This window comes from Brenneria roseae subsp. americana (genome assembly GCF_003115815.1).
Classification (GTDB): Bacteria; Pseudomonadota; Gammaproteobacteria; order Enterobacterales; family Enterobacteriaceae; genus Brenneria; species Brenneria roseae.
On record NZ_QDKJ01000005.1, the window covers coordinates 24683 to 48603 of the forward strand.

Below are 23921 nucleotides of genomic sequence, written 5' to 3' on the forward strand. Positions count from 1 at the left end.
AACAAGGAGAAATACGTGAGGCGACTGCCCGGAATATTATTCGTCACGGGCGCCACTCTTATTGTGATTGTTGCGCTGTTAGTCAGCGGTTTAAGATTGGTGCTGCCACAGCTCGATCACTTCCGGCCACAGCTGGTGGCATGGGCACAGTCTGTCTCTGGGGTTCCGCTGGAGCTCGGATCGCTAAAAGGGCGCTGGGAATCGTTTGGCCCTACGCTGGAAATTGACAATTTTCGTACCTCGCTGCCGGAATCCGACTGGCAGGTTAAACGCATCACGCTGGCGCTGGATGTGTGGCAATCTCTGCTGCACGGACGCTGGCAGTTCCGCGATCTCACCTTTTATCAATCCCGCCTGGCGCTCAATACGACACTGAACGGACAGCGTCGGGATGGCGGGCTGATGGAATCGGAAAAATTGAACGATCTTTTCCTGCGTCAGTTCGATCATTTTGATCTGCGTGATAGCACCGTCTCTTTTCTTACGCCATCCGGAGCTCGTGCGGAGCTGAGCATCCCTCAACTGACCTGGCTGAACCAGGATAATCGCCACCGTGCCGAAGGGCTGATCAGCCTGTCGAGTTTTACCGGTCAGCATGGCGTGGTGCAGATGAAAATGGATCTGCGGGATAATCAGGGGTTGCTTAATAACGGTACGCTGTATCTGCAGGCCGATGATATTGATATGAAGCCCTGGCTTAGCCGCTGGCTGAAGAGTAATACCGGGCTGGAAAGTGCGGATTTCAGTCTGGCCGCCTGGCTGAATGTGCGTGACGGCAGCATTCACAGCGGAGATGTGTTCCTGAATCAGGGTACGGCAACCTGGAAGGAAGGCGAAAACGGGCACCGTCTGAATATTGATGACATGGTGTTGCATGTCAGTCGTCAGGAAAATGGCTGGCAGTTGGATGTGCCGGTGTTGAACGCTGCGACAGATGGCGTTGCGTGGCCGACCGGGCAATTATCGGCGCTATGGTTGCCGAAGGATGAATCGATGCTGGGGCCGGATCGTCAGGAGGAATTGCGTATTCGGGCCGGGAATCTGGAACTGGAGCGTCTTGGCTCGCTGCTGCCCCTGCTGTCTACCACCACACCCGACTTGAAAACGCGTTGGGAATCACTGCAACCGAAAGGTAAGCTCACGACGCTGGCATTGGATATCCCTCTGCAACAACCGGAAAGAACCCGTTTTCAGAGCAGTTGGCAGGATGTCAGCTGGCGGCAGTGGGAACGGCTGCCGGGAACGAATCATTTTTCTGGCTCGGTCAGCGGCAGTGCCGAACAAGGGCAACTGAATATTGATCTGGCCAAGAGCACGTTGCCTTATGAGGAAATGTTCCGCGCACCGTTGGAAATCAATCAGGTCAAGGGGGGAATTCACTGGCGTTATAACCCGCAGGGCTGGGAACTGTGGAGCCACGGATTGGATGTTCAGGCCCAATCGCTATGGGTTAATGGCGATTTTCGCTATCAACATCCTGAAAAAGGTGAGCCCAGACTGGATATTCTGGCCGGGATTCGCCTGACCGATGCGGCTGATGCGTGGCGCTATTACCCTGAGCCTTTTATGGGCAAAGAACTGGTGAATTACCTGAGCAATGCGCTTAAGAGCGGGCGGGTGGACAATGGTACGTTGATTTTTGCCGGTAATCCGCAGCATTTCCCCTACGAACATAACGAAGGACAATTTGAAGTCTGGGCGCCGGTCAAAAATGCGGTGTTTGAGTTTGAACCCGGTTGGCCTGCCCTGACGCAGTTGGACATCAACCTTGATTTCGCTAATAACGGTCTGTGGATGTTTGCTCCACAAACCTGGCTGGGCAAGGTGGAAGGCAAGAACATCAGCGCGGTTATTCCGGATTATAAAAAAGAGAGATTACTGATTGATGGCGAACTGGAAGGCGCGGGACCGGAAATCGGTAATTATTTTCAGCAGACGCCACTTAAATCATCGGTGGGCGCCGCGCTGGAAGAACTGAAAATTGCCGGCCCCGTGAAAGGTTCCTTGCACCTTGATATTCCGCTGGATGGCGCGAATGTGCACGCCAGCGGCGATATCGTATTGAATAATAACAGTCTGTACATCAAACCACTGGCGGCAACGATAAATAACCTCACGGGGCGCTTCCATTATGACAACGGCAACTTGCGCAGTGAAACGTTGAATGCCAATTGGTTGGATCAGCCCATGCAGGTGAATTTCACGACGGAAGAGCAGGCAAATGCATTTCTGGTGAATGTCGGGTTGCAGGGGGCGTGGCAACCCTCCCGCGTGCCGGGCATGCCGAAGCCGCTTGTCAGTCAGGTCGCCGGGGCGGCGGACTGGAAAAGTACGGTCGCCGTCAGTTTGCCCCATAAGGGAAAAACGACGTATAGCGTAGATATTGATGCTGAACTAGAGAAAGTGAGTAGTCACTTACCTGCTCCTTTAAATAAGGCGTCCGGGGAGCGTTTGCCGTTGCAGGTCAAGGCGAAAGGCGATCTGAACGGGTTTGTGCTGAATGGTCACGTTGGTGAGGGAAACCGGTTTAACAGTCAGTGGTTACTGAAGGGGAATGCTGTCACTCTGGCGCGTGGCAGTTGGAAAACTAACGCCGATACGGTGCCGCCATTGCCGGAAAGTTCGGCGCTGGTGCTCGATCTGCCTGCACTGGATGGCGAAAGCTGGCTTGGCTTGTTGCCATCATTGCGTTCATCGCTGAGTGGCAATGGCGCAGGCAGCCGTTTTCGCTTCCCGACGGAAGTCACATTGCGCACGCCAGAACTGCAATTGCTGGGACAGCAGTGGCATGATTTGTCGATTATCAGTAGAAATAGTCTGAACGGTAACGAAGTGCAGGCTCAGGGACGCGAAATTGACGCCACGCTCGATATTCCGCATCGCGGTATCTGGCGTAGTGATATCCGCTATCTCTACTACAATCCTCAATGGAAAGGTGATGAAGCGACCAATCCGATTGCGCTGGCCGAGAAGAAATCGCCGCTGAACGATCCCAGCATCAGCTTTCAGGATTGGCCTGCGTTGCAGCTCAATTGTCGTCAGTGCTGGATTGTCGGACAAAACTTTGGCCGCGTTCAGGGAACGCTACAGCCTGAGAAAGACAGACTGACCCTGAGTGACGGCGTTATTGATACCGGGAAGGCGCGGCTGACGGTAAACGGTAGCTGGCAGGATAACGCCGAGGGGGTCCGTACCGCACTGAAAGGACGCTTGACTGGCGACAGCCTGGAGCAAAATGCCGACTGGTTCGGCATTAATACACCGTTGCGCGCCGGGGCGTTTGATGTTGACTACGATCTTTACTGGCGTGGCACTCCCTGGGCGCCGGACATTGCCAGTCTGAGCGGTATTCTGCATGCGCGGATAGGAAAGGGGGAAATCGCCGAAATGGGGACGGGTCAGGCCGGGCAACTGCTGCGTCTGGTCAGTTTCGATGCTTTACTGCGTAAGCTGCGGTTTGATTTCAGCGATACGTTTGGCAGCGGTTTTTATTTCGATGGTATCCGTAGTACGGCGTGGATTAAGGATGGCGTTCTGCATACCGACGATATGTTGATTGATGGGCTGGAAGCGGACATCGCCATGAAAGGTGATGTCGATTTGGTACAGCGTCAGGTCAATATCGATGCGGTGATTGCGCCAGAAATTTCTGCCACGGTGGGGGTCGCCACGGCATTTGTCGTTAACCCGGTGATCGGTGCGGCAGTTTTTGCGGCCAGTAAGGTGCTGGCGCCGCTGTGGAACAAGATTTCGCTGATTCGTTACCACATTTCCGGTAGCATCGATCAGCCGAAGATTCAGGAAGTCCTGCGTGAGCCAAGTAAGAAGAAGGGCGAATAGCGCAGTTCGTTCACCCGATTTCATCTAATAAAGAGTGAAAAAAATATGAGTCTGTCGTTTGTCAGTGAGCAATTACTCACCGCTAACAAATTGAACCTTAATGACCTTTCTTCCGTACTGGGATTATTAAATGAACGTCGCCTGGATTATGCCGACCTTTATTTTCAGTCGAGCTACCACGAGTCATGGGTGTTGGAAGACCGTATCATCAAGGATGGCTCCTACCATATCGATCAGGGCGTAGGCATTCGCGCGATCGATGGTGAAAAAACGGGGTTTGCCTATGCCGATCAGATTACGCTGAATGCGTTGCATCAAAGTGCGCAGGCGGCACGCAGCATTGTGCGCGAGCAAGGCAATGGTCAGGCGCACACGCTGGGAGAAGTGCCGCATTCTGCGCTTTACCCACAGCTTAACCCGCTTGATAGCCTGACCCGCGAAGAGAAAATTGCCCTGTTGCAGCGTGCGGATGCGGTCGCTCGCGCTGCTGATGCCAGAGTGCAGGAAGTGACGGCCAGTTTGACTGGCGTGTATGAACTGGTGCTGGTGGCGGCGACTGACGGTACGTTGGCTGCTGATGTTCGCCCTCTGGTGCGCCTGTCGATCAGCGTGCTGGTTGAGGCGGACGGTAAACGTGAGCGTGGCGCCAGCGGCGGTGGTTCGCGCAGCGGCTATCACTATTTCTGGGAAACGCTAGACGGTGAATCTCGTGTGGAAGCCTGGGCGAAAGAGGCGGTGCGTATGGCGCTGGTTAACCTGTCGGCGATTGCTGCGCCTGCGGGCTCAATGCCTGTTGTGCTGGGCGCGGGCTGGCCGGGCGTGTTGCTGCACGAGGCGGTTGGGCACGGTCTGGAAGGCGATTTTAACCGCCGTGGAACCTCGGTATTCAGCGGCCAGATGGGCAAGCTGGTGGCGTCCGAGCTTTGTACGGTGGTGGATGACGGTACGCTGACAGGACGTCGGGGCTCGTTGGCTATGGATGACGAAGGGGTGCCGGGCCAGTATAACGTGCTGATCGAAAATGGAATTCTGAAAGGTTATATGCAGGATAAACTGAATGCTCGTCTGATGGGCGTTGCCCCGACGGGTAATGGACGCCGTGAATCTTATGCACACTTGCCTATGCCGCGTATGACCAACACCTATATGCTGGCGGGTCAGTCAACGCCGGAAGAGATTATCGCCAGCGTTGAATACGGCCTATACGCGCCGAATTTTGGTGGCGGTCAGGTGGATATCACCTCTGGCAAGTTCGTGTTCTCAACGTCAGAAGCTTACCTGATTGAAAAGGGCCGCGTGACCACGCCGGTGAAGGGCGCCACGCTGATCGGTTCCGGTATTGAAGCCATGCAGCAGATCTCCATGGTGGGTAACGATCTGGCGCTGGATAAAGGGGTGGGCGTGTGCGGCAAAGAGGGGCAAAGCCTGCCCGTTGGCGTTGGCCAGCCGACGCTGAAGCTGGGAAGTCTGACGGTCGGTGGTACGGCGTAATTAAACGCGGTTCCCACACTGCATTTTTGAAAAACCGCGTGCTTGCTGACGCGGTTTTTTAATTCAGGAAATGGCGGCGATAATCGATTTCAACCGCCTGATGTGTGCTGGGTTACGTTGTACCAGAACATCATCATTGATCTTCAGGACAATGCCCTTGAGCAGCGCGGTCGTACTGGTAATTTTTGTGGATATTTTTAGCGTATCAATATTCTGAATGACATGCCTGCCTTTAAGCGAGAGTCGCTTCTCGGATTTCCCCTGCGCCAAATCGCTTTGCAACAAACGTGGGATATCCTGTGCGGCCTCTTGGTCGGCTGCCAGACTGTGCAGGTAATATTTTATCAGGCTGGGGACGAAATCAGGCGCGCCGCCTAATTCGCTGCTGGCCAGGTTAAGAATATCGATCATGTGTGCAGGGACGCGGCTTTCCAGCGATTTACGCTGTACATCCAGTGCTTTTTTGATCATTGGCGTGGATTGATGAGGAACGACCGCGACGTTTCCACATTGATCGCATACCCCCACCAGCACTTGCTTCACTATTCCAGTGCCATCGCTAAACGGCACATCTTTGAGCTGAAACGTAACATTTTCACATGACCGGCAGAGGTTGCATAACACGGTCTGCGTATCGCCCACTTTGAAAATTTTCATGCCATAGCCTTAATGATGAACGCTGATAAAAACGCAATTCGGTTCGGTGAAATACCATTTGATATACCACGGTATACAGCGGTGATTGACCCTGATGATGTGGACATCAATGTGTGAAGCGAAATGGTGCGGGGAGCAGGTGTAGGATGAACCATCAGTCCGGTTAATAATATCAATAACATCCTCAAGCGTTACCTGTCCCGTTGCCAGCAAATTCTTGGCACTGATGCTGCCTCTGGCTTCATGTAGCACATTGCCCGTTCGTAAACAGCCAATAACCTGTTTTTTTGCATCCCTGAATCCCATATTATTATCCAATTGTACGTCATGTATCGTACTTTTCCAAAGGTGATTTTACTGACCCTGCCTGTGATGGCATCGCGTCGGTTTCCGCGTGTTGGGGACCGGTACACGTTTGTAAGTCGCAGGAGGAAAGAGATATAACGCACTGTCTGACATAGCGAGAGCGCTAAGTTGGGAAAGGCGGAAACGCTTCGCAAAATTTACTTTTTATCTTCCTCACTATTCTGACGATATCCCTGATACGTCAGGGCGACCTGCTTGAAATACTCAATCAAGTAATTGATACAGACCTGCACTTTCAGCGGCAGATGGTCTTTGCGGGTATATAACGCATACACCGGGCGGGGATCGGAGTGGTAACGGCTGAACAGAATTTCCATTTCGCCACGCTGGATTTCTTCAACCACCCACATCAGGGGAACATAGGCAATTCCTGCCCCGGCTTTTAACCAGCGCACCAGCGTCTGCGGATCGTTAGTGACAAAACGACCCTGCGGAGCCAGCCGGGTAGAAATGCCTTCAGGAGCAATCAGTTCGAATTCACTATCTGGGCGCATGCTATATTCCAGCCAGGAAAAGTTCACCACGTCGGCCGGTTTTTCCGGCGTGCCGTGCTGTGCCAGGTAGCTTTTGGCGGCACAGACCACCATGGGCATCGATCCCAGTCGTTTGGAGAACAGGCTTGAATCCTGTAACGCGCCAACCCGAATGACAATATCCAGACCATCGGCGATTAAATCAGGTGCGGGAATCCCCGTGACCAGATTAACGGAAAGCCCCGGATATTCTTTCAGCATATCGGCGGTCATGACGGACAGAACGTTCTGCGCCATGGTGGACGAACTGCCGATGCGTAATGTGCCGGTGGGGGTACTGTTGAAGGCGTAAAGCTGCTCATGTACCTCATGGGCTTCTTGCAGCATGCGGCGGCAACCGTGGTAATAGATTTTCCCCGCTTCGGTCAGACCAATACTGCGTGTACTGCGGTTAAGCAGTTTGATCCGCAATGCGTCTTCAAGCTTGGTGACGGTCTGGCTGACGGCGGAAACGCTCATCTGGAGCTGGCGTGCGGCGGCGGTAAAGGAGCCGCACTGCACCACTCTGGCGAATATCGACATGCTTTTTAATCGTTCCATTATTAACTCTGGCTTAAAAGTGATTTAGATCACACTATGTAGATAACATAATAATAAACATCCATAATATAGCCTATCCGGTGATTCCGGACGGGTCATATAAAACCTTCAGTCATTCATTGTTATCACCGTAGCGTAAAAAACGCTGATTTAATATCGCTTATCGAATCAGCAGTCAGCATCTGCAATCGCCATGTACATGTCTCAGTTTAATGCCATGTTGGCCTATCGGCTATGGAGCCTGTGGGACGCCTTTGCTGCTGATGCGCCACGCGCTGGTCGGTTGGTCATGAATTAATCACGGTAACGTGTCATTCCGGCTCGTTATACCTAATGAAACATAAGGAAAAGAGGATGAGTTCACTCCCGGTTATGGTGTTGTTCGGCCTGTCGTTCCCGCCGGTCTTCTTTGTCTTGCTGGTTTCACTGACGTTATTTTTCGTTGTGAACCGGCTGTTGCAGCCGACGGGCATTTATGATTTTGTCTGGCATCCCGCGTTGTTTAATACCGCATTATTCTGCTGCCTGTTCTATCTGCTGTTCCGTTACGGTCTTTGAGGTTCTTTGTGAAATCTTTCTTTATCGCCACGCTCATGAAAAAACTGGGTCGTGTGGTTATCACGCTGGCCGTGGTGTTATTCGCCGTTGTGGCGGTATTTCGTATCTGGGCGTTTTATACCGAATCGCCCTGGACGCGTGATGCGAAATTTACCGCGGATGTGGTGGCTATCGCCCCCGATGTTAGCGGGTTGCTCACCGATGTGCGGGTGACAGACAACCAGTTGGTGAAGCAGGGTGATGTGTTGTTCGTGGTGGATCAACCCCGCTATCGTGAAGCGCTGGCGCAGGCGGAAGCCGATGTGGCCTATTATCAGGCGCTGGCGGTGGAGAAAAAACGGGAAGCGGGGCGCCGGGCGCGTTTGGGCATTCAGGCGATGTCGCAGGAGGATATCGACCAGTCGGGCAATGCGCTGGAAACGGCGACACACCAGCTTGCCAAAGCTCAGGCGGTACTGGCGCTGGCAAAGTTGGATCTGGAACGCACGGTGGTGCGCGCGCCCGCCGATGGCTGGGTAACCAACCTGAATGTGCAGACCGGGGAGTTTATTACCCGCGGTTCAACCGCCGTGGCGCTGGTGAAGGAAGATTCATTCTACCTGCTGGCTTACATGGAAGAAACCAAGCTGGAAAGGATACGCCGTGGATATCGGGCTGAAATTACGCCTCTTGGCAGTGAGCGTATCTTCTACGGCACGGTAGACAGTGTGGCTGCCGGGGTGAACAACAGCAGTAGCAGCGTTGACAGTAAAGGTCTGGCAACGGTTGATTCCAACCTGGAGTGGGTGCGTCTGGCACAGCGCGTACCCGTGAAAATCAAGCTGGATCGCCAAATGGGCGAACTGTATCCGGCCGGCACTACCGCTACCGTCGTCATTACCGGCGAGCAGGTCAACAATGATAAAAAGCCGTCGCCGCTGATTCGCTTGTTATATCGCCTGCGTGAGTTCGGCTGATATCATGAAAAGCCCGATATTTGTTCGCTTCCGCTTTGCATTTAAGCTGAGCTTCGCCATTGTCCTGTCTTTGCTGCTGGGTTTCCATTTGCAGTTGGAAACCCCGCGCTGGTCTGTACTGACGGCGGCGATCGTCTCTGCCGGGCCGGCCTTTGCGGCGGGTGGCGAACCGTTTTCCGGCGCTATCCGCCATCGGGGCATGTTGCGTATTATCGGAACCTTTATTGGCTGTATCGGTGCATTAGTCATCATTATTACGACGATTCGCGCACCGGTTCTGATGCTGATGCTGTGTTGTTTGTGGGCGGGAGTTTGTACCTGGATCTCTTCACTCGTCAAAGTTGAAAATGCCTATGTGTTTGGGCTGGCGGGCTATACGGCGTTAATTATTATTGTCTCCACCCAGGGGACGCCGCTGCTGACGCCGCAGTTTGCCGTCGAGCGCTGTAGTGAAATTGTGCTGGGGATCGTGTGCGCCATTCTGGCCGATTTAGTGTTCTCCCCGCGCTCGATAAAACGGGATATTGACCGCGGTATCGAAGCGCTGCTGATGGATCAGTATCGGCTGCTGCAATTATGTATCAATCAGGCGGAAAAAGAGGCGATTGATGCCGCCTGGCATGCGCTGGTGCGTAAAACGACGGCGCTGAATGGCATGCGTAATCATTTGATGATGGAATCGTCGCGCTGGCAGAACAGCAATCGCCGTTTGAAAGCCATGCATACGCAATCGCTGGCGTTGATTACGCAGTCTTGCGAAACCTATCTGATTTTGCAGGATAATCCTTCATGGGTGAAAGGCAGCCTGAAATGGGTTATCGAACAGCCGGTTGAATCCATGCAGGATATCCACCGGCGTCTGAAATCGCTGCGGCGCCTGATTGTTGCCAGCCATAGTCAGGATATGCCGCCCACGGTAAGCGGCTGGGTGGGGACCGCAACACGTTACCTGTTATTGGCCAAAGGCGTACAGACTAACGGGCGTATCAGCAAAGTGGAGGCTGACGTGCTGAACAGCGATGTTGAGGTTAAAGCGTCTTCGGCCGAAACTCACCATGCCATGATTAACGGATTACGGACGGGGGTGGCAACCGCGCTGGGCTGTTTATTTTGGCTGAGTACCGGCTGGACTTCAGGTAGCGTTTGCATGGTCATGATTGCCGTGGTGACGTCGCTGGCGATGCGGCTGCCAAATCCCAAAATGGTGGCGATTGATTTCCTTTATGGAACAATCTTTGCGCTGCCACTGGGGGCGCTGATGTTCATGCTTATCATGCCGTCAACGCAGCAGAGTCTGTTGCTGCTATGCTTCAGCCTGGGCGCGATGGCTTTCATCATTGGTATTGAAGTACAAAAGCGACGCCTGGGATCGCTGGGCGCGCTGGCGAGCACGATCAATATTCTGGTGCTGGATAATCCGATGACGTTCCATATCGGCCAGTTTCTGGATAACGCTATCGGGCAGATTATCGGTTGTTTTCTGGCGCTGCTGGTTATTCTGTTGATCCGGGATAATGCCAAAACCCGTACCGGACGCACATTGCTGAATCGCTTTGTTTACAGTGCGGTATCGGCATTAACGACCAATCAGGCGCGGCGCAAGGAAAACCATTTGCCCGCACTCTATCAGCAGCTATTTCTGCTGTTGAATATGTTTCCCGGTGATATTGCCAAATATCGTCTGGCGCTGTCGTTGATTATCGCGCATCAGCGTCTGCGTTCACTGGATATTCCCCGGGATGAGGAGCTCTCCGCTTTTCATCGCCAGATTCGCGCCACGGCGGAACAGGTGATTGGCGCGCGACGGGATACCATACGCAGCCAATCTTTTGCGCGGCTGTTGGATGAACTTGGGGAGTATCAGCAGAAACTGGCGGAGCGGCGGATGTCACCGGGTATCACGGCGCCAGTCGGACGTTTAATCACCATGTTGCATAAATATCAGCATGCGTTGGGTGATTAGATGCGTTAACTCAGGGTCACCGCGGGCACCCTGAGCCAGCTATCACGCTTCGGTTTCTGACAGCTCACGCAGATACTGGAAGATCTGGCGGGTCGATTTTGGCGGCTTATTCGCAGCCTTCTCTTTTTGCGCATTGCGTACCAGCGAACGTAGCTGCTGGCGGTCTGCATGCGGGTAAAGCGCCAGAATATCAGGAATGGCATCATCCCCTTCGGCTACCAGACGGTCACGCAATAGCTCAAGCTTGTGAAAAAGCACGACCTGCTGATTGTGACGGTTTTTCAGTTTATCCAGCGCGGCCTGAATCGGTTCTGGATCGCGGGCTCGCAGCAGTTTACCGATCAGTTGTAACTGGCGGCGGCGACCCTCTTTCTTGATGCGCTGCGCCAGTTCGACCGCCGCGCGCAGGTCATCATCCAGCGGGATTTTCTCCAACGCGTTCTTACCCAGTTCAACCAGTTCCGCACCGAGATCTTTCAGCGCTTCCGCATCACGTTTTATCTCGCTTTTGCTGACCCAGATAATTTCATCATCGTCGTCTTCATTATTGTCCGGGACGTCATCAAGCCAGTCTTCGGTTTTTTTGCTCATGGTTGGTTCCTAAAAAATTTCCGGTAAAAAAACGCTAGGCGCGTTTTTCAACGTCACGCAGTGTGACGGCCCGTAGGACGGCGGGCAAGGACTGCCGCCATAAAAAGAGGCTGATCCTAACAGGTTTGGGCTTTGTGCGAAATTGTCTGCGGATCCTGTTAGACTCAGGAGCATTATGCTACACCTTTTATGCGGATGGATGACGATGAATTGCGTGGAAATATTCATGCGCGGAGACCTGACCGTGCAGCGGGACTGTGGCTGCACGGGCATTTCCCCGGCGTCACCTATCGAAACGGTTTCCTTACTCATTATGGCAGAACAATGACAATAATCACTCAGGTTGCACAACAGCGTGAAGCGCTGGAACAAGCGGTTGCACAGGCGCTGGAACTGGCGCGAGCGGGTTCTGATGCGGCAGAAGTCTCCGTGTCAAAAACGACCGGTATTGGCGTGAGCACCCGTTATGGTGAAGTTGAAAACGTTGAATTTAACAGCGATGGCGCGCTGGGTATTACGGTGTATTACCAGCAGCGCAAAGGCAGCGCCTCATCAACCGACCTCAGTCCGGACGCTATCGCGCGGACCGTGCAGGCGGCGCTGGATATTGCCCGTTACACCTCCGTCGATCCTTTTGCCGGTCCGGCAGACAAGGATCTGCTGGCTTTTGACGCACCGGATCTGGATCTGTTTCACCCGGCGGAGCTGGATGCCGATCGTGGCATCGAACTGGCCGCCCGCGCTGAACAAGCGGCGATGAAAGCGGATAAGCGCATCACCAATACCGAAGGCGGAAGCTTCAATAGCCATTACGGCATCAAAGTATTTGGCAACAGCCACGGCATGCTGCAAAGCTATTGTTCCAGCCGTCATTCGATGTCCAGCTGTGTGATTGCCGAGATGAATGGTGACATGGAGCGTGATTACGCCTATACCATTGGTCGTTCGCTGGATGATTTGAAAACGCCTGAGTGGGTGGGTGAAGAGTGCGCGCGCCGTACGTTATCCCGTTTGTCGCCGCGTAAGTTACCCACCATGCAGGCGCCGATACTGTTTTCCGCGGAAGTGGCGACAGGGCTGTTCGGCCATCTGGTCGGGGCAATCAGCGGTAGCAGCGTATACCGTAAATCAACCTTCCTGTTGGATAAGCTGGGCCAGCAAATTCTGCCGGAGTGGCTCACTATTGAAGAATTGCCGCATTTACGCAAAGGGCTGGCATCGACGCCGTTCGACAGCGAGGGGGTACGCACTCAGCGGCGTGAGATTGTGAAAGACGGCGTTTTGCAAACCTGGCTGCTGACCAGCTATGCCGCGCGTAAACTGGGCATGAAGAGCACCGGACACGCTGGTGGTATCCATAACTGGCGCATCGCCGGACAAGGGCTGGATTTTGATGGTCTGCTCAAACAGATGGGTAAAGGGCTGCTGGTGACGGGATTAATGGGGCAGGGCGTCAGCGGCGTGACGGGAGATTATTCCCGTGGCGCGTCCGGCTTCTGGGTGGAAAACGGTGAAATTCAGTATCCGGTCAGTGAGATTACCATTGCGGGTAATCTGAAAGACATGTTGCGCAACATCGTCACGGTAGGCAACGACATTGAGACGCGCAGTAATATTCAGTGTGGGTCAGTGCTACTGCCAGAAATGAAGATCGCAGGAGAATAAACAGGAACCGCGTGACGACGGGGGAGTGACCGTCACCGTCGGCATTATCCGACGGTTTGTCATTCTCTGCGTTATCGCCGTTTAGCGGTGGTATTCACCCGCCGCTTCCGGCTGATAAAGCAGTTCCAGCACCTCGATATGCGTTTCTTCACCGTTCGGCAACCGCCAGGCGATGGTGTTTCCTACATGCATTCCCAGCAATGCCGCGCCCAGCGGAGCCATGACGGACAAGTGTTCCCTGCTGTCTTTCACTGCAACCGGGTAAACCAGCGTGCGGATGTGTTCCTCATTAGCGATCAGATCGCGAAAACGCACCCGACTGTTCATGGTTACCACATCCGAAGGGATATTGACGGAAGGTAAAATTTCCGCCCGATCAAGCTCGTCATTCAGGGCCTGAGCGACATCGCTGCCAGCAAAGGCGGGCTGCTCCAGTAACATATCCAGACGTTCCGCGTCCAATTCACTGATTGTCAGGTTAGGTTTCGTCATACTCCTCTCCAGTTTTTATTTCCAGATGACGTAAAAGCAACACCCCCGCGCCAGGGGAGCGGGGGTGTATAAGAAAAAATGATATCAGGAGATAGTAGGGGCTTACGGTCAGAAAGAAAAGCGATCTCTATCACGAAGACGAGCAGAGAGTTTTCGGATCGGGTTACTCTTCATCAAACCCGGCGTCAAAGAGCTCAATCACCGCGGCCAGCGCTTGTTCTTCATCCGGGCCCGTCGCTTCGACTTCAATAAGCCCACCCTTGGCTGAATCCAGCATCAGCATGGCAATAACGCTGCTGGCCTCGGCTTCGGTACCGCTGTCATTGCGCAACATCACTTCCGCGTCAAAACTCTGCACCAGTTCAAACAGTTTCATGGCGGGCCGGGCATGCATGCCCAGCTTGTTTTTGATTTCAACCGTTTGTTTTATCGTCATTATTGGGTCTGACTATCATGATTTACGCTTTTCCAGCGTACGGTGGCGGGACTGCACATTCTTGCCGCGGGAACGAAAGTAGTCCGCCAGCTGTTCCGCAATGTAAACGGAACGATGTTTGCCGCCGGTACAGCCAATTGCCACGGTCAGATAACTGCGGTTATTGGTTTCCAGCATGGGAAGCCAGAGTTCCAGATAGCTGCGCGTCTGATAGATAAAATTATGGACTTCAGTGTGCCGATCGAGGAAGGCGGCGACGGGCTTGTCCAGACCGGTCATCGGACGTAATTTGGGATCCCAGTGCGGGTTGGGCAGAAAACGCACGTCAAACACGTAGTCGGCATCGATAGGAATACCATGCTTGTAGCCGAAAGATTCAAAGACCATCGTCAGTTCGCGTTCCCGTTTGCCCAACAGGCGGGTACGCAGCATTTCAGCCAGTTCATGCACTGACATTTCAGAGGTGTCGATGATCAGATCGGCCCGTGAACGCAGTGGCTCCAGCAGATCGTTTTCTTCATCAATGGCGCTTTCCAGCGACAGATTCTTACTGGATAAGGGGTGCAGACGGCGAGTATCACTGTAACGACGGATCAGCGTATTGCGATCGGCATCCAGAAACAACAACTGTGGTGAAAAACTCTGCGGCAGCTGTTTCATTGCATGCTCAAAGATTTCCGGCGATTCCGGCATATTGCGCACGTCAATGCTGACCGCTGCGGAGATATTGCGTGTCGCAAGCGTATTGGCCAGCTCCGGCAATAAAACCACTGGCAGGTTATCTACACAGTAGAACCCCATGTCTTCCAGCGCGCGCAGAGCGACAGATTTTCCTGACCCTGAGCGACCACTGACAATCATCAGCACCATCTGACGACTCCCCTCTGGCAACGTGACGGCGAACTCTCTATGCCATTATGTTTATAATGAATTGCTAGAAAATGAACAAGTAAAACACGGATTGCAAGTAATCTCCGGTTCCCGATTGGATCACCATACATCGTAAACATGACTGCCACTGACTTAACCGGCTTCCGTCATGATCTGATACAGCTCTTCATCACTTTGCGCCGCCCGCAGACGCCGACAAATCGCTTTATCTGTCAGACGCTTGGCAATAAGCGACAGCGTATGTAAATGGGTTTTACATTGTTCTGCCGGAACCAGCAAGGCAAAAAGCAAATCAACGGCTTGATTATCAATGGCATCGAAAGCGATAGGTTGATCCAACTGAATAAATACCCCGATTGCTCCCAGCGCGTTTTCATCCTCAAGCTTACCATGGGGAATGGCAATACCATTGCCAATGCCGGTACTGCCCATTCGCTCGCGGGTGAGAATGGCATCAAAAATAATCTGTGAGGGGAGATTAAGCTGTTTGGCAGCTAGCTCACTGATAATTTCCAGTGCTCGTTTTTTACTCTGGCAATGGACAGAACTTCGGGTGCACTCTGGACGTAACACGGTACTGAGTTGCAAAACGGGAACGTTATTCATTTTATATTCACTTAACGACACTTTCACTGCTGGTGAGCCCAGCCCATAGGATGCATGGGCTGGGTCTGTTTTCTTGCCCGCGGGCAAGAAAAAAACTAGTGCTGTTTCAGCTTATCCTTATGCTTATTGAGCTGGCGAGCCAGCTTATCGATCAGCAAATCGATAGCGGCATACATATCTTCCGCTTCTGATGTAGCGTGCAGCTCCCCACCGTTGACGTGGACTGTAGCATCGGCAATTTGTTGTACTTTCTCCACTTTCAGTACCACGTTGACCTGATTGATACGGTCGAAATATTGCTCTAACTTGGCAAACTTGGTATTCACGAAATCGCGTAAAGGTTCGGTAATTTCGATGTGGTGTCCGGTAATGTTGAGCTGCATAGTGTCTTCCTTCTCTGTTGAGATCAAACCAGTTGTTTACGCTGATTTGATGGTGGGATAGATAAAGACTCTCGATATTTCGCCACCGTACGCCGCGCCACGATAATGCCCTGTTCAGAGAGCAGCGTAGTCAGTTTGCTGTCGCTTAAAGGCTTGGCGGGGTTTTCTGCGGCGATTAACTTTTTGACCAGCGCCCGGATAGCCGTTGACGAAGCCTCACCGCCGTTGTCGGTATTCACATGGCTGGAGAAGAAATATTTTAGTTCAAAAATGCCGCGTGGACTGTGCAGAAACTTTTGTGTGGTTACCCGGGAGATGGTGGATTCATGCATATCCACCACCTGGGCGATATCGGCCAGCACCATCGGCTTCATGAATTCTTCACCCTGTTCGAAAAAATCCTGCTGTTGTTCGACAATACAGCGAGTCACTTTGAGCAGGGTATCATTACGGCTCTCCAGACTTTTGATTAACCAGCGCGCTTCCTGTAAATGGCTACGAATAAACTGACCGTCGCTATCGCTACGGGCGCTATTGCCCAGCGCGGCATATTGTTGATTGATCTGGAGCCGGGGCACGCTGTCGGTATTCAATTCGACCACCCAATGTCCCTGGATCTTGCGTACCAGCACGTCAGGAATGACGTATTCGGATTCACCGGTATTGATGGATTGGCCCGGACGGGGATCGAGGGATTGAATCAGCGCCAATGCTTCTTTCAGTACGTCTTCTTTCAGACGGGTTGAGCGAATCAGGCTGCGGAAATCATGGTTGGCCAGCAGGTCGAGGTAGTCGCTTACAATCAGCTTCGCTTCCGCGAGGCGCGGCGTATCCTCAGCAAACTGAGAAAGCTGTACCAGCAGGCAGTCGCGCAGGTCGCGCGCGGCGACCCCTACGGGATCAAAACGTTGTACCCGCTTGAGTACGGCCTCTACTTCATCCAGCGTGACGTTTTCATCTCCAATGCTGTCCAGAATATCTTCCAGCGGCACAGTGAGATAGCCGGTATTGTCCACCGCATCGACGATGGACGTCGCTATCGCCGCATCGGTATCTGAAAAAGGCGTCAGTTCCACCTGCCACATCAGGTAGTCCTGAAGGGTTTGTGTCGTTTCTCCCTGATAGATCGGTAACTCTTCATCCCGGTAATCCGTACCGGTACCGGAGGGCGTGCCTGCGGAATAGATTTCGTCCCAGGTCGCATCAAGCGGCAGCTCTTCCGGCATATCTTTTTGTTCCAGTGCTTCACCGGTATCCAGCGAATCACTGTCGGCCATCTCGAATGACTCTATTTCTTCGTGGTTGTCCGTCTGCTCAAGTAACGGATTGCTTTCCAGCGCCAGTTGAATCTCTTGTTGCAGTTCAAGCGTGGACAGTTGCAACAGACGGATTGCCTGCTGTAGCTGTGGAGTCATGGCCAGTTGCTGGCTAAGCCTGAGTTGCAAACCTTGCTTCATAAGTAGCGCCAACTTCCTTATATACTATTCAATGGAAACACTACCCTATCAGAGTCGGAAGCCTTCGCCCAGATAGACGCGTTTTACCTGCTCATCGGCTAAGATTTCGGTCGGGGAGCCGTGGGCGATCAGGTGTCCCTGACTCACAATATAGGCGCGCTCGCAAACATCCAACGTTTCACGGACGTTATGATCGGTAATCAACACACCAAGCCCGCTGTCACGCAGATGCTCAATTATTTTTTTTATATCAATGACCGAAATGGGATCAACGCCGGCAAATGGCTCATCCAGCAGGATGAATTTGGGATTTGCCGCCAGTGCCCGGGCGATTTCAACCCGGCGCCGTTCACCACCGGAGAGCGATTGTCCCAGACTATCGCGTAAATGAATAATATGGAATTCTTCCATTAGTTCATTCGCCCGGTCTTCCTGTTGCTCCGAGGTCAGATCTTTACGGATTTGCAAAACGGCCATCAGGTTGTCATAGACGCTCAACCGGCGAAAAATCGACGCTTCCTGCGGTAAATAGCCGATCCCGCGCAGGGCGCGGTCGTGCAAAGGAAGCAGACTGATATCGTCGTCGTCAATCACAATGCGCCCTTCATCGAGCGGGACAATGCCGACAACCATATAAAATGTTGTCGTTTTCCCTGCGCCATTCGGCCCCAATAGGCCAACAATCTCGCCGGAGTTGACGGTAAGGCTGACGTTTTCCACAACCCTGCGGCCTTTATACGCCTTAGCCAAGTTTTCTGCGATTAATGTTGCCATAAGTTATTCAGTGACTCGTGGTTGCGGTTTTTGAGAGGGGGAGGATGAGCTCTTGTTCGTTTTCTCCTGAAGCTGAGAAGGAACCAATACCGTAGTAACACGTTTACCTTTATCGCTGAAGGCTTCCATCTGCTGTTGCTTCACCAGATAAGTGATGCGGTCGCCTTTCACATTGCTGTCCACCTGCTCCAGATAGGCATCACCGGTCAGCACCAAAAAATCATTAGCCAGTTCATAGCGAACTTTCTGGGCATTGCCTTTTACGGGTTTGCCGTTGTCCTGCATCTGATAGAACGTCACGGGGTTGCCGTAGCCTTCAATAACTTCACGACCCTGTGCCCCCTGTGGCCGGGTAACGACGACTTTGTCGGCTTTGACTTCAATCGTTCCCTGTTTCACGACGACATTGCCGGTGAACGTTACCGTGTTGCCCTGCATGTCCAGAGATTGCTGCTCTGAGTCAATATGAATAGGCTGATTGCTATCCCCGGTGACGGCCAGCGTGGAAACGCTGACGGCTAACAACGAGCTGGCGATCAGGGTGTTACGCATCAGGTTATTGGTTTTGGATTTCATAGGAGGTTTTTACCTTTTCGATCAACTCGGCTGTCTTGTTACGCAGATTTCCGCGCATTTTCATCCCGTTGGAAGTAAAGCTGGCGCCGTACAGGGTGACTTCATCATCGGAAGAGACATCCTGAGTGACCAGATTCACCTGGGCATTGTTTGTTTTGATTCTCTCCAACTGTGAGTCGTTTGTCAGGCTGTTAACCTCGACATGCCCGTACAGATAGAGCATCTTATCTTTTGTCAGCTTGGCGCGATCGGCGCGCACTGACCAGGTTGCCGTTCCCTGTTCGTTAAACAATGTCGCGATAGGCGTCGTAAACCAGCTCAACTGCTCGTCATCGAAATATTCCGCCTTGTCCGCGATCAGACGGTAGCTCAGCTTCCCGGCCGGGCTGTAAACCTGAGTGGTGGTTTTCTCGCTGGTATACACCGGTACCGCAGGGGTAGCGGTGTCTGCCGGTGCCGCCGTTTCGTTATCTGCAATATTCCAGCCGATCAGAATGAGAGCCAGCAATGCCAGCAAAGCTGTCAGCCAACGCTTGGTTTTACTCATATCGACAACCCTTTGGCATGCTCCAGCTTATCCTGCGCAAACAGGATCAAATCGCAAAGTTCACGCACTGCGCCACGTCCACCCGCGATGCGCGTAACGTAATCAGCCCGCGGCAACAGTAACGGATGTGCGTCTGCCACGGCAACGCTCAGGCCGACCTGCGCCATCACCGGCCAGTCGATCAGGTCATCGCCGATATAGGCGGTCTGGCTGGCCGTTACGGATAGTTTATCCAACAGATCGTTGAAGGCCAAAACCTTATCGGATTGTCCCTGATAAAGGTGAGTGATCCCCAGTGTCTTACAGCGATCCGCCAACAGGTTGGCCGACCGACCGGTAATAATGGCGACCTCAATACCGGACGTCAGCAGGCAGCGGACGCCATAGCCATCACGAACGTTAAAGGCTTTCAGCTCTTCGCCGTGATTGCCCATATAAATCAGGCCATCCGACATTACCCCATCAACATCACAGATTAACAGGCGAATTTCACGGGCCTTATCCAGTACCTGCCGATCGACAGGTCCATAGCAGGTATCGGTTTGTGCCCTGGTTTCACTCATTGACGTTTATCCTTGGTTCTTTTGGTCTACAGTGTGTTTACTTCGCTATTGCGTATTTTCCGTGCGATGACGGGTTATCTGCGAGGGCATATTACACCACGCCTGCGCGCAGCATATCGTGCATATGAACGATCCCGACCAGACGATCGTTTTCCGCAACCAGCAGCGAGGTAATATGACGTGACTGCATCAGGTTCAGGGCATCCACGGCCAGCGTTTGCGCTGTGACCCGGATACCGCCGACGGTCATCACATCAGCAATGCGCGCGCTGTTCAAGTCAATCTTCATGTCGAAGATTCGGCGTAAGTCCCCATCGGTGAAGATACCGAGGATTTTCATGTCCGCGTCGCAAATGACCGTCATACCCAAATTTTTGCGCGTAATTTCCAACAGGGCGTCGCGCAGAGAGGCGTCATGGGGAACATGAGGCATTTCTTCACCCGAGTGCATGATATCGCTGACGCGCAGCAAAAGTTTGCGGCCTAGTGCGCCACCGGGGTGGGAGAGGGCAAAATCCTCGGCGGTGAAACCGCGAGCCTGTAATAACGCGACGGCCATCGCGTCTCCCATCACCAGCGTCGCGGTCGTACTGCTGGTCGGCGCCAGGCCAAGCGGACAGGCTTCTTGCGGAACATGGATGCACAGGTGGATATCCGCCGCTTTCCCCATGGTGCTTTCGGGATTACCGGTCATGCAAATCAGGAAAACCCGCAGGCGTTTCAGCACCGGGATCAGCGACAGAATTTCGTGGGATTCGCCGGAATTGGAAATGGCGATCACGATGTCGTGCGGCGTTACCATGCCCAGATCGCCATGGCTGGCTTCGCCGGGATGGACAAAAAAAGCGGGCGTTCCGGTACTGGCGAAGGTGGCGGCCATCTTACAGCCGATATGGCCGGATTTTCCCATCCCCATAACGACCACTTTCCCCTGACAGTGGAAGATTTTTTCACAGGCTTGAGTGAAATGATCGTCAATGTATTGATCCAACTGTGCCAGGCCTTCGCGTTCGGTATTCAGAACCTGTTTGCCTGCCTGCTGAAAATCAAAACCGGGTTGTAGTTCAAAATGTGACATACCTGAGTAATCCTGCTTGTTTTGATGTTTTGGTTAATACCCTGATGTTCTGGTTAATCAAACAATTTGCTAATCAGACCACGGGCTACTCAAACAAAGAACAATACCGAGAGATAAACGACAAACGCGCAGAGCAACAGCGCGCCGGCACCTTGCCCGATACGACGCTTTCTGCTGAGGCACAGCGCCGCCAGCAACGCGCTGGCTCCCAACATGACCCAATAATCACGCCCGAAGGCAAGGGGGTTGAGCGCACCTGGCGAAAGCAGCGCCGGTACGCCCAACACGATGACGATATTAAAGATATTCGAACCGATGAGATTACCCAGCGCAATATCATCTTCCTTTTTCAGCGTACCAACAATGGCGGTGGCCAATTCGGGCAGGCTGGTGCCAATCGCCAGCACCGTGAGGCCGACGGTCAGTTCGCTGATATTAAAATAGCGGGCAAGTACGGTGGCATTGTCGATCACCATGCGGGCGGCCATGGGTAAAATAATCAGGCCGAGAATCAGCCATAAAACGGCGACCATTTGATTGCTGTCGGCCTGCGGCAGTTCGGCTAACTGTTCCCGCGTCAGGCTGTCTACGCCTTCCTGCTGCGCCAGACGGGTCATTCGGATCATCAGGAACAGGAATATCCCGGCGGCGGTCAGGAGGATCACGCCGTCGGTACGGCTCAGATAGCTATCATGAAGTAAAAAGCCACATAAAACGGTGACCAGCAGCATAAGCGGAAATTCACGGCGTAACAGTTCGGAATGCACGGTCAAAGGGCGGATCAGCGTGGCACTGCCGAGAATTAACAGGATATTGGCGATATTGGAGCCCAACACGTTACCGACGGCCATATCGATCTGATGGTTCAGCGCGGCGGTCACGGAGACAATCAGTTCGGGCAGCGAGGTGCCGAAACCAACGATGGTAAGGCCGATAATGAAAGGCGGCAGACCCAAAACGCGCGCCAGAATGGCGGCACCATATACCAGACGATCGGCACCATATACCAGTAATACCAAACCAACGATCAAGAGTACTGTCGCAAAAAGCATGCCGCGTCCTTTATTAAGGTATAATCACTGGTTCACTGATTGATAAGCCAGTATTTCTGGACGAATTTCGAACAAAAAAACGCTTTTCATCATTAGCGTTAATTCTGACTGTGTAGGGCGGAAAAGTAAAACCTATGGCGGTTTTGTTCAGCCATTTGGGACAAGAACTTACGGTAAGTTTTTGTAAAACTCGGGCTTTGCAGGATATCAACCATTAGGATTTAGAGATAGGGCCGCATCACCGCAATTCGTTTAAAACTGACGATCGCAGCTAATACGCTGATCGGTAAGGAATATGAGATAATGAACCATAAGGATACCAATCTGGTTGAGATCCGCGGCATGAGCTTTCGACGCGGAGAGAGGCCGATTTTTACAGATATCACGTTGAACGTTCCCAAAGGGAAAGTCACCGCGATCATGGGACCTTCCGGTATCGGTAAAACAACATTGCTTCGCCTGATTGGCGGGCAGCTTTCGCCGGACAGCGGGGAAATCTGGTTTGATGGCGACAATATTCCATCGCTGTCACGCACGGAACTGTACAATGCCCGTAAAAAAATGAGCATGTTATTTCAGTCTGGCGCGTTATTTACCGATCTGAACGTGTTTGATAATGTCGCCTGGCCGCTGCGTGAGCACAGCCGGTTGCCGGAGCCGCTGCTGCGCAGCACGGTAATGATGAAGCTGGAGGCCGTGGGGCTACGGGGAGCGGCCGACCTGATGCCCGCGGAGCTTTCTGGCGGGATGGCGCGGCGTGCGGCGTTGGCGCGGGCGATCGCGCTCGATCCGCAGCTGATTATGTTCGATGAGCCTTTTGTCGGGCAGGATCCGATCACGTTGGGAACGCTGGTCAAGTTGATTGATGAACTGAATCATGCGCTGGGTGTGACCTGTATTGTCGTATCTCATGACGTGCCGGAAGTCATGAGTATTGCCGATTACGCTTATATTATTGCCGAGCGGCAGGTTGTGGCGGAAGGGACGCCGGAACAGCTGAAAATGAACGATGACCCCCGGGTGCGCCAGTTTCTGGATGGCATTGCCGATGGTCCCGTTCCTTTCCGCTTCCCGGCGGATGATTATAAAACCGCACTGTTAGGTTCAGGGGGTTAACGAACTCATGTTATTACAGGCGTTGGCGTCGTTAGGACGTCAGGGAATTTCTACCTGTGCCTCGTTTGGCCGTGCCGGACTGATGCTGTTTAATGCGTTGGTGGGCAAACCTGAATTCAGGAAACAGTGGCCGCTGCTGATCAGACAACTGTATAGCGTCGGTGTTCAGTCGCTGTTAATCATCATGGTATCCGGTCTGTTTATCGGTATGGTGCTCGGTTTGCAAGGTTACCTTATTCTGACCACCTACAGTGCGGAAGCCAGTCTGGGCATGATGGTGGCGCTTTCGCTGCTCCGTGAACTCGGGCCGGTGGTTACCGCATTGCTGTTTGCCGGACGTGCCGGATCGGCGCTGACCGCGGAAATTGGTCTGATGAAGGCGACCGAGCAGTTGTCCAGTATGGAAATGATGGCGGTTGATCCATTGCGTCGCGTTGTCGCACCGCGTTTCTGGGCCGGATTAATCAGTATGCCGTTGCTGGCGGTAATTTTTGTCGCCGTCGGTATCTGGGGAGGGGCGCTGGTCGGCGTGGACTGGAAAGGCATCGACAGCGGGTTCTTCTGGTCTGCCATGCAGGGAGCGGTTGAATGGCGGCAGGATGTACTGAACTGCGTGATTAAAAGTATCGTCTTCGCGATTACTGTGACCTGGATTGCGCTGTTTAACGGCTATGATGCGATTCCTACTTCAGAAGGAATCAGTCGGGCGACGACCCGTACCGTTGTGCACTCATCGCTCGCGGTACTGGGATTGGATTTTGTGCTGACAGCACTGATGTTTGGGAACTGA

24 protein-coding genes are annotated in these 23921 nt (G+C 53.0%); 8 read left to right on the plus strand and 16 right to left on the minus strand.

The window, feature by feature from the left end; genetic code table 11:
* The first annotated feature begins 15 nt into the window (after positions 1–15).
* Together yhdP and tldD are read left to right on the plus strand one after the other, a co-directional pair.
* The gene (gene yhdP, locus B4923_RS07565; protein WP_109053749.1) at positions 16–3840 is read left to right on the plus strand and encodes an AsmA2 domain-containing protein YhdP; all 3825 of its coding nucleotides are present in this window, start codon (positions 16–18) and stop codon (positions 3838–3840) included.
* Between the two features lie 45 nt (positions 3841–3885).
* A complete protein-coding gene (gene tldD / locus B4923_RS07570; protein WP_109053750.1) occupies positions 3886–5331 on the plus strand; it encodes a metalloprotease TldD in 1446 nt (481 codons plus the stop codon).
* A 63-nt stretch (positions 5332–5394) separates the two neighbouring features.
* On the opposite strand, the gene B4923_RS07575 is transcribed toward tldD, so the two are convergent.
* From B4923_RS07575 to aaeR, 3 genes are all read right to left on the minus strand, one after another.
* Entirely contained in the window at positions 5395–5988 is a 594-nt protein-coding gene (locus B4923_RS07575) for a hypothetical protein (RefSeq protein WP_109053751.1), read from the minus strand.
* 9 nt (positions 5989–5997) lie between these two features.
* On the minus strand, positions 5998–6294 hold the full coding sequence (locus tag B4923_RS07580) for a hypothetical protein (protein ID WP_109053752.1): 297 nt from the start codon (positions 6292–6294) through the stop codon (positions 5998–6000).
* 197 nt (positions 6295–6491) lie between these two features.
* A complete protein-coding gene (aaeR, locus tag B4923_RS07585; protein WP_109053753.1) occupies positions 6492–7427 on the minus strand; it encodes an HTH-type transcriptional activator AaeR in 936 nt (311 codons plus the stop codon).
* 354 nt (positions 7428–7781) lie between these two features.
* Here aaeR and aaeX point away from each other — a divergent pair, with 354 nt between their 5' ends.
* Genes aaeX through aaeB form a run of 3 tightly spaced genes read left to right on the plus strand, consistent with a single transcriptional unit; the run spans position 7782 to position 10904 of the window.
* The gene (gene aaeX, locus B4923_RS07590) at positions 7782–7985 is read left to right on the plus strand and encodes a p-hydroxybenzoic acid efflux pump operon protein AaeX (protein WP_109053754.1); all 204 of its coding nucleotides are present in this window, start codon (positions 7782–7784) and stop codon (positions 7983–7985) included.
* 35 nt (positions 7986–8020) lie between these two features.
* Positions 8021–8941: a p-hydroxybenzoic acid efflux pump subunit AaeA gene (gene aaeA / locus B4923_RS07595; protein WP_425428604.1), complete on the plus strand. Its 921-nt coding sequence runs from the start codon at positions 8021–8023 to the stop codon at positions 8939–8941.
* Between the two features lie 4 nt (positions 8942–8945).
* Positions 8946–10904, plus strand: a complete 1959-nt coding sequence (gene aaeB / locus B4923_RS07600; protein WP_109053756.1) for a p-hydroxybenzoic acid efflux pump subunit AaeB — start codon at positions 8946–8948, stop codon at positions 10902–10904.
* A 42-nt stretch (positions 10905–10946) separates the two neighbouring features.
* Here the strand turns inward: aaeB and yjgA are convergent, their stop codons facing one another.
* The gene (gene yjgA / locus B4923_RS07605; RefSeq protein WP_109053757.1) at positions 10947–11495 is read right to left on the minus strand and encodes a ribosome biogenesis factor YjgA; all 549 of its coding nucleotides are present in this window, start codon (positions 11493–11495) and stop codon (positions 10947–10949) included.
* Positions 11496–11819: 324 nt separating this feature from the next.
* Here yjgA and pmbA point away from each other — a divergent pair, with 324 nt between their 5' ends.
* Positions 11820–13160, plus strand: coding sequence for a metalloprotease PmbA (pmbA, locus tag B4923_RS07610; protein ID WP_109053987.1), 1341 nt, complete (start codon positions 11820–11822; stop codon positions 13158–13160).
* An 81-nt stretch (positions 13161–13241) separates the two neighbouring features.
* Here the strand turns inward: pmbA and rnk are convergent, their stop codons facing one another.
* From rnk to B4923_RS07670, 12 genes are all read right to left on the minus strand, one after another.
* The gene (gene rnk, locus B4923_RS07615; protein ID WP_109053758.1) at positions 13242–13652 is read right to left on the minus strand and encodes a nucleoside diphosphate kinase regulator; all 411 of its coding nucleotides are present in this window, start codon (positions 13650–13652) and stop codon (positions 13242–13244) included.
* A 163-nt stretch (positions 13653–13815) separates the two neighbouring features.
* The gene (gene npr, locus B4923_RS07620) at positions 13816–14088 is read right to left on the minus strand and encodes a PTS phosphocarrier protein NPr (RefSeq protein WP_109053759.1); all 273 of its coding nucleotides are present in this window, start codon (positions 14086–14088) and stop codon (positions 13816–13818) included.
* 15 nt (positions 14089–14103) lie between these two features.
* Complete coding sequence (gene rapZ, locus B4923_RS07625; RefSeq protein WP_109053760.1) at positions 14104–14958, minus strand: RNase adapter RapZ; 855 nt, start codon at positions 14956–14958, stop codon at positions 14104–14106.
* 153 nt (positions 14959–15111) lie between these two features.
* Positions 15112–15585: a PTS IIA-like nitrogen regulatory protein PtsN gene (gene ptsN / locus B4923_RS07630; RefSeq protein ID WP_109053761.1), complete on the minus strand. Its 474-nt coding sequence runs from the start codon at positions 15583–15585 to the stop codon at positions 15112–15114.
* Positions 15586–15680: 95 nt separating this feature from the next.
* Positions 15681–15968 carry a ribosome hibernation promoting factor gene (hpf, locus tag B4923_RS07635; protein ID WP_109053762.1) on the minus strand — a complete coding sequence of 96 codons (288 nt, stop codon included), beginning with the start codon at positions 15966–15968 and terminating at the stop codon, positions 15681–15683.
* 23 nt (positions 15969–15991) lie between these two features.
* Positions 15992–17425: an RNA polymerase factor sigma-54 gene (gene rpoN, locus B4923_RS07640; RefSeq protein ID WP_109053763.1), complete on the minus strand. Its 1434-nt coding sequence runs from the start codon at positions 17423–17425 to the stop codon at positions 15992–15994.
* Between the two features lie 48 nt (positions 17426–17473).
* Entirely contained in the window at positions 17474–18199 is a 726-nt protein-coding gene (gene lptB / locus B4923_RS07645) for an LPS export ABC transporter ATP-binding protein (RefSeq protein WP_109053764.1), read from the minus strand.
* A gap of 3 nt (positions 18200–18202) precedes the next feature.
* A complete protein-coding gene (gene lptA, locus B4923_RS07650; protein WP_109053765.1) occupies positions 18203–18775 on the minus strand; it encodes a lipopolysaccharide ABC transporter substrate-binding protein LptA in 573 nt (190 codons plus the stop codon).
* Entirely contained in the window at positions 18756–19322 is a 567-nt protein-coding gene (gene lptC, locus B4923_RS07655) for an LPS export ABC transporter periplasmic protein LptC (protein WP_109053766.1), read from the minus strand. The genes lptA and lptC overlap by 20 nt, the downstream gene beginning before the upstream one ends.
* Positions 19319–19885: a 3-deoxy-manno-octulosonate-8-phosphatase KdsC gene (gene kdsC, locus B4923_RS07660; protein WP_109053767.1), complete on the minus strand. Its 567-nt coding sequence runs from the start codon at positions 19883–19885 to the stop codon at positions 19319–19321. Before kdsC ends, lptC begins: the two co-directional genes overlap by 4 nt.
* Positions 19886–19976: 91 nt before the next feature.
* Complete coding sequence (gene kdsD / locus B4923_RS07665) at positions 19977–20963, minus strand: arabinose-5-phosphate isomerase KdsD (RefSeq protein WP_109053768.1); 987 nt, start codon at positions 20961–20963, stop codon at positions 19977–19979.
* An 89-nt stretch (positions 20964–21052) separates the two neighbouring features.
* On the minus strand, positions 21053–22015 hold the full coding sequence (locus B4923_RS07670; protein WP_109053769.1) for a calcium/sodium antiporter: 963 nt from the start codon (positions 22013–22015) through the stop codon (positions 21053–21055).
* A gap of 303 nt (positions 22016–22318) precedes the next feature.
* Between B4923_RS07670 and mlaF the strand changes: the two genes are divergently transcribed.
* Both mlaF and mlaE read left to right on the plus strand, forming a co-directional pair.
* Entirely contained in the window at positions 22319–23131 is an 813-nt protein-coding gene (gene mlaF, locus B4923_RS07675) for a phospholipid ABC transporter ATP-binding protein MlaF (RefSeq protein WP_109053770.1), read from the plus strand.
* A 7-nt stretch (positions 23132–23138) separates the two neighbouring features.
* Positions 23139–23921: a lipid asymmetry maintenance ABC transporter permease subunit MlaE gene (mlaE, locus tag B4923_RS07680; RefSeq protein WP_109053771.1), complete on the plus strand. Its 783-nt coding sequence runs from the start codon at positions 23139–23141 to the stop codon at positions 23919–23921.

Excerpts from the sequence above, each read along its gene's own strand:
- tldD (WP_109053750.1), top strand. The coding sequence starts at position 3,886 with ATGAGTCTGTCGTTTGTCAGTGAGCAATTACTCACCGCTAACAAATTG.
- B4923_RS07575 (WP_109053751.1), bottom strand. The coding sequence starts at position 5,988 with ATGAAAATTTTCAAAGTGGGCGATACGCAGACCGTGTTATGCAACCTC.
- B4923_RS07580 (WP_109053752.1), bottom strand. The coding sequence starts at position 6,294 with ATGGGATTCAGGGATGCAAAAAAACAGGTTATTGGCTGTTTACGAACG.
- aaeR (WP_109053753.1), bottom strand. The coding sequence starts at position 7,427 with ATGGAACGATTAAAAAGCATGTCGATATTCGCCAGAGTGGTGCAGTGC.
- aaeX (WP_109053754.1), top strand. The coding sequence starts at position 7,782 with ATGAGTTCACTCCCGGTTATGGTGTTGTTCGGCCTGTCGTTCCCGCCG.
- aaeA (WP_425428604.1), top strand. The coding sequence starts at position 8,021 with ATGAAAAAACTGGGTCGTGTGGTTATCACGCTGGCCGTGGTGTTATTC.
- aaeB (WP_109053756.1), top strand. The coding sequence starts at position 8,946 with ATGAAAAGCCCGATATTTGTTCGCTTCCGCTTTGCATTTAAGCTGAGC.
- yjgA (WP_109053757.1), bottom strand. The coding sequence starts at position 11,495 with ATGAGCAAAAAAACCGAAGACTGGCTTGATGACGTCCCGGACAATAAT.
- pmbA (WP_109053987.1), top strand. The coding sequence starts at position 11,820 with ATGACAATAATCACTCAGGTTGCACAACAGCGTGAAGCGCTGGAACAA.
- rnk (WP_109053758.1), bottom strand. The coding sequence starts at position 13,652 with ATGACGAAACCTAACCTGACAATCAGTGAATTGGACGCGGAACGTCTG.
- npr (WP_109053759.1), bottom strand. The coding sequence starts at position 14,088 with ATGACGATAAAACAAACGGTTGAAATCAAAAACAAGCTGGGCATGCAT.
- rapZ (WP_109053760.1), bottom strand. The coding sequence starts at position 14,958 with ATGGTGCTGATGATTGTCAGTGGTCGCTCAGGGTCAGGAAAATCTGTC.
- ptsN (WP_109053761.1), bottom strand. The coding sequence starts at position 15,585 with ATGAATAACGTTCCCGTTTTGCAACTCAGTACCGTGTTACGTCCAGAG.
- hpf (WP_109053762.1), bottom strand. The coding sequence starts at position 15,968 with ATGCAGCTCAACATTACCGGACACCACATCGAAATTACCGAACCTTTA.
- rpoN (WP_109053763.1), bottom strand. The coding sequence starts at position 17,425 with ATGAAGCAAGGTTTGCAACTCAGGCTTAGCCAGCAACTGGCCATGACT.
- lptB (WP_109053764.1), bottom strand. The coding sequence starts at position 18,199 with ATGGCAACATTAATCGCAGAAAACTTGGCTAAGGCGTATAAAGGCCGC.
- lptA (WP_109053765.1), bottom strand. The coding sequence starts at position 18,775 with ATGAAATCCAAAACCAATAACCTGATGCGTAACACCCTGATCGCCAGC.
- lptC (WP_109053766.1), bottom strand. The coding sequence starts at position 19,322 with ATGAGTAAAACCAAGCGTTGGCTGACAGCTTTGCTGGCATTGCTGGCT.
- kdsC (WP_109053767.1), bottom strand. The coding sequence starts at position 19,885 with ATGAGTGAAACCAGGGCACAAACCGATACCTGCTATGGACCTGTCGAT.
- kdsD (WP_109053768.1), bottom strand. The coding sequence starts at position 20,963 with ATGTCACATTTTGAACTACAACCCGGTTTTGATTTTCAGCAGGCAGGC.
- B4923_RS07670 (WP_109053769.1), bottom strand. The coding sequence starts at position 22,015 with ATGCTTTTTGCGACAGTACTCTTGATCGTTGGTTTGGTATTACTGGTA.
- mlaF (WP_109053770.1), top strand. The coding sequence starts at position 22,319 with ATGAACCATAAGGATACCAATCTGGTTGAGATCCGCGGCATGAGCTTT.
- mlaE (WP_109053771.1), top strand. The coding sequence starts at position 23,139 with ATGTTATTACAGGCGTTGGCGTCGTTAGGACGTCAGGGAATTTCTACC.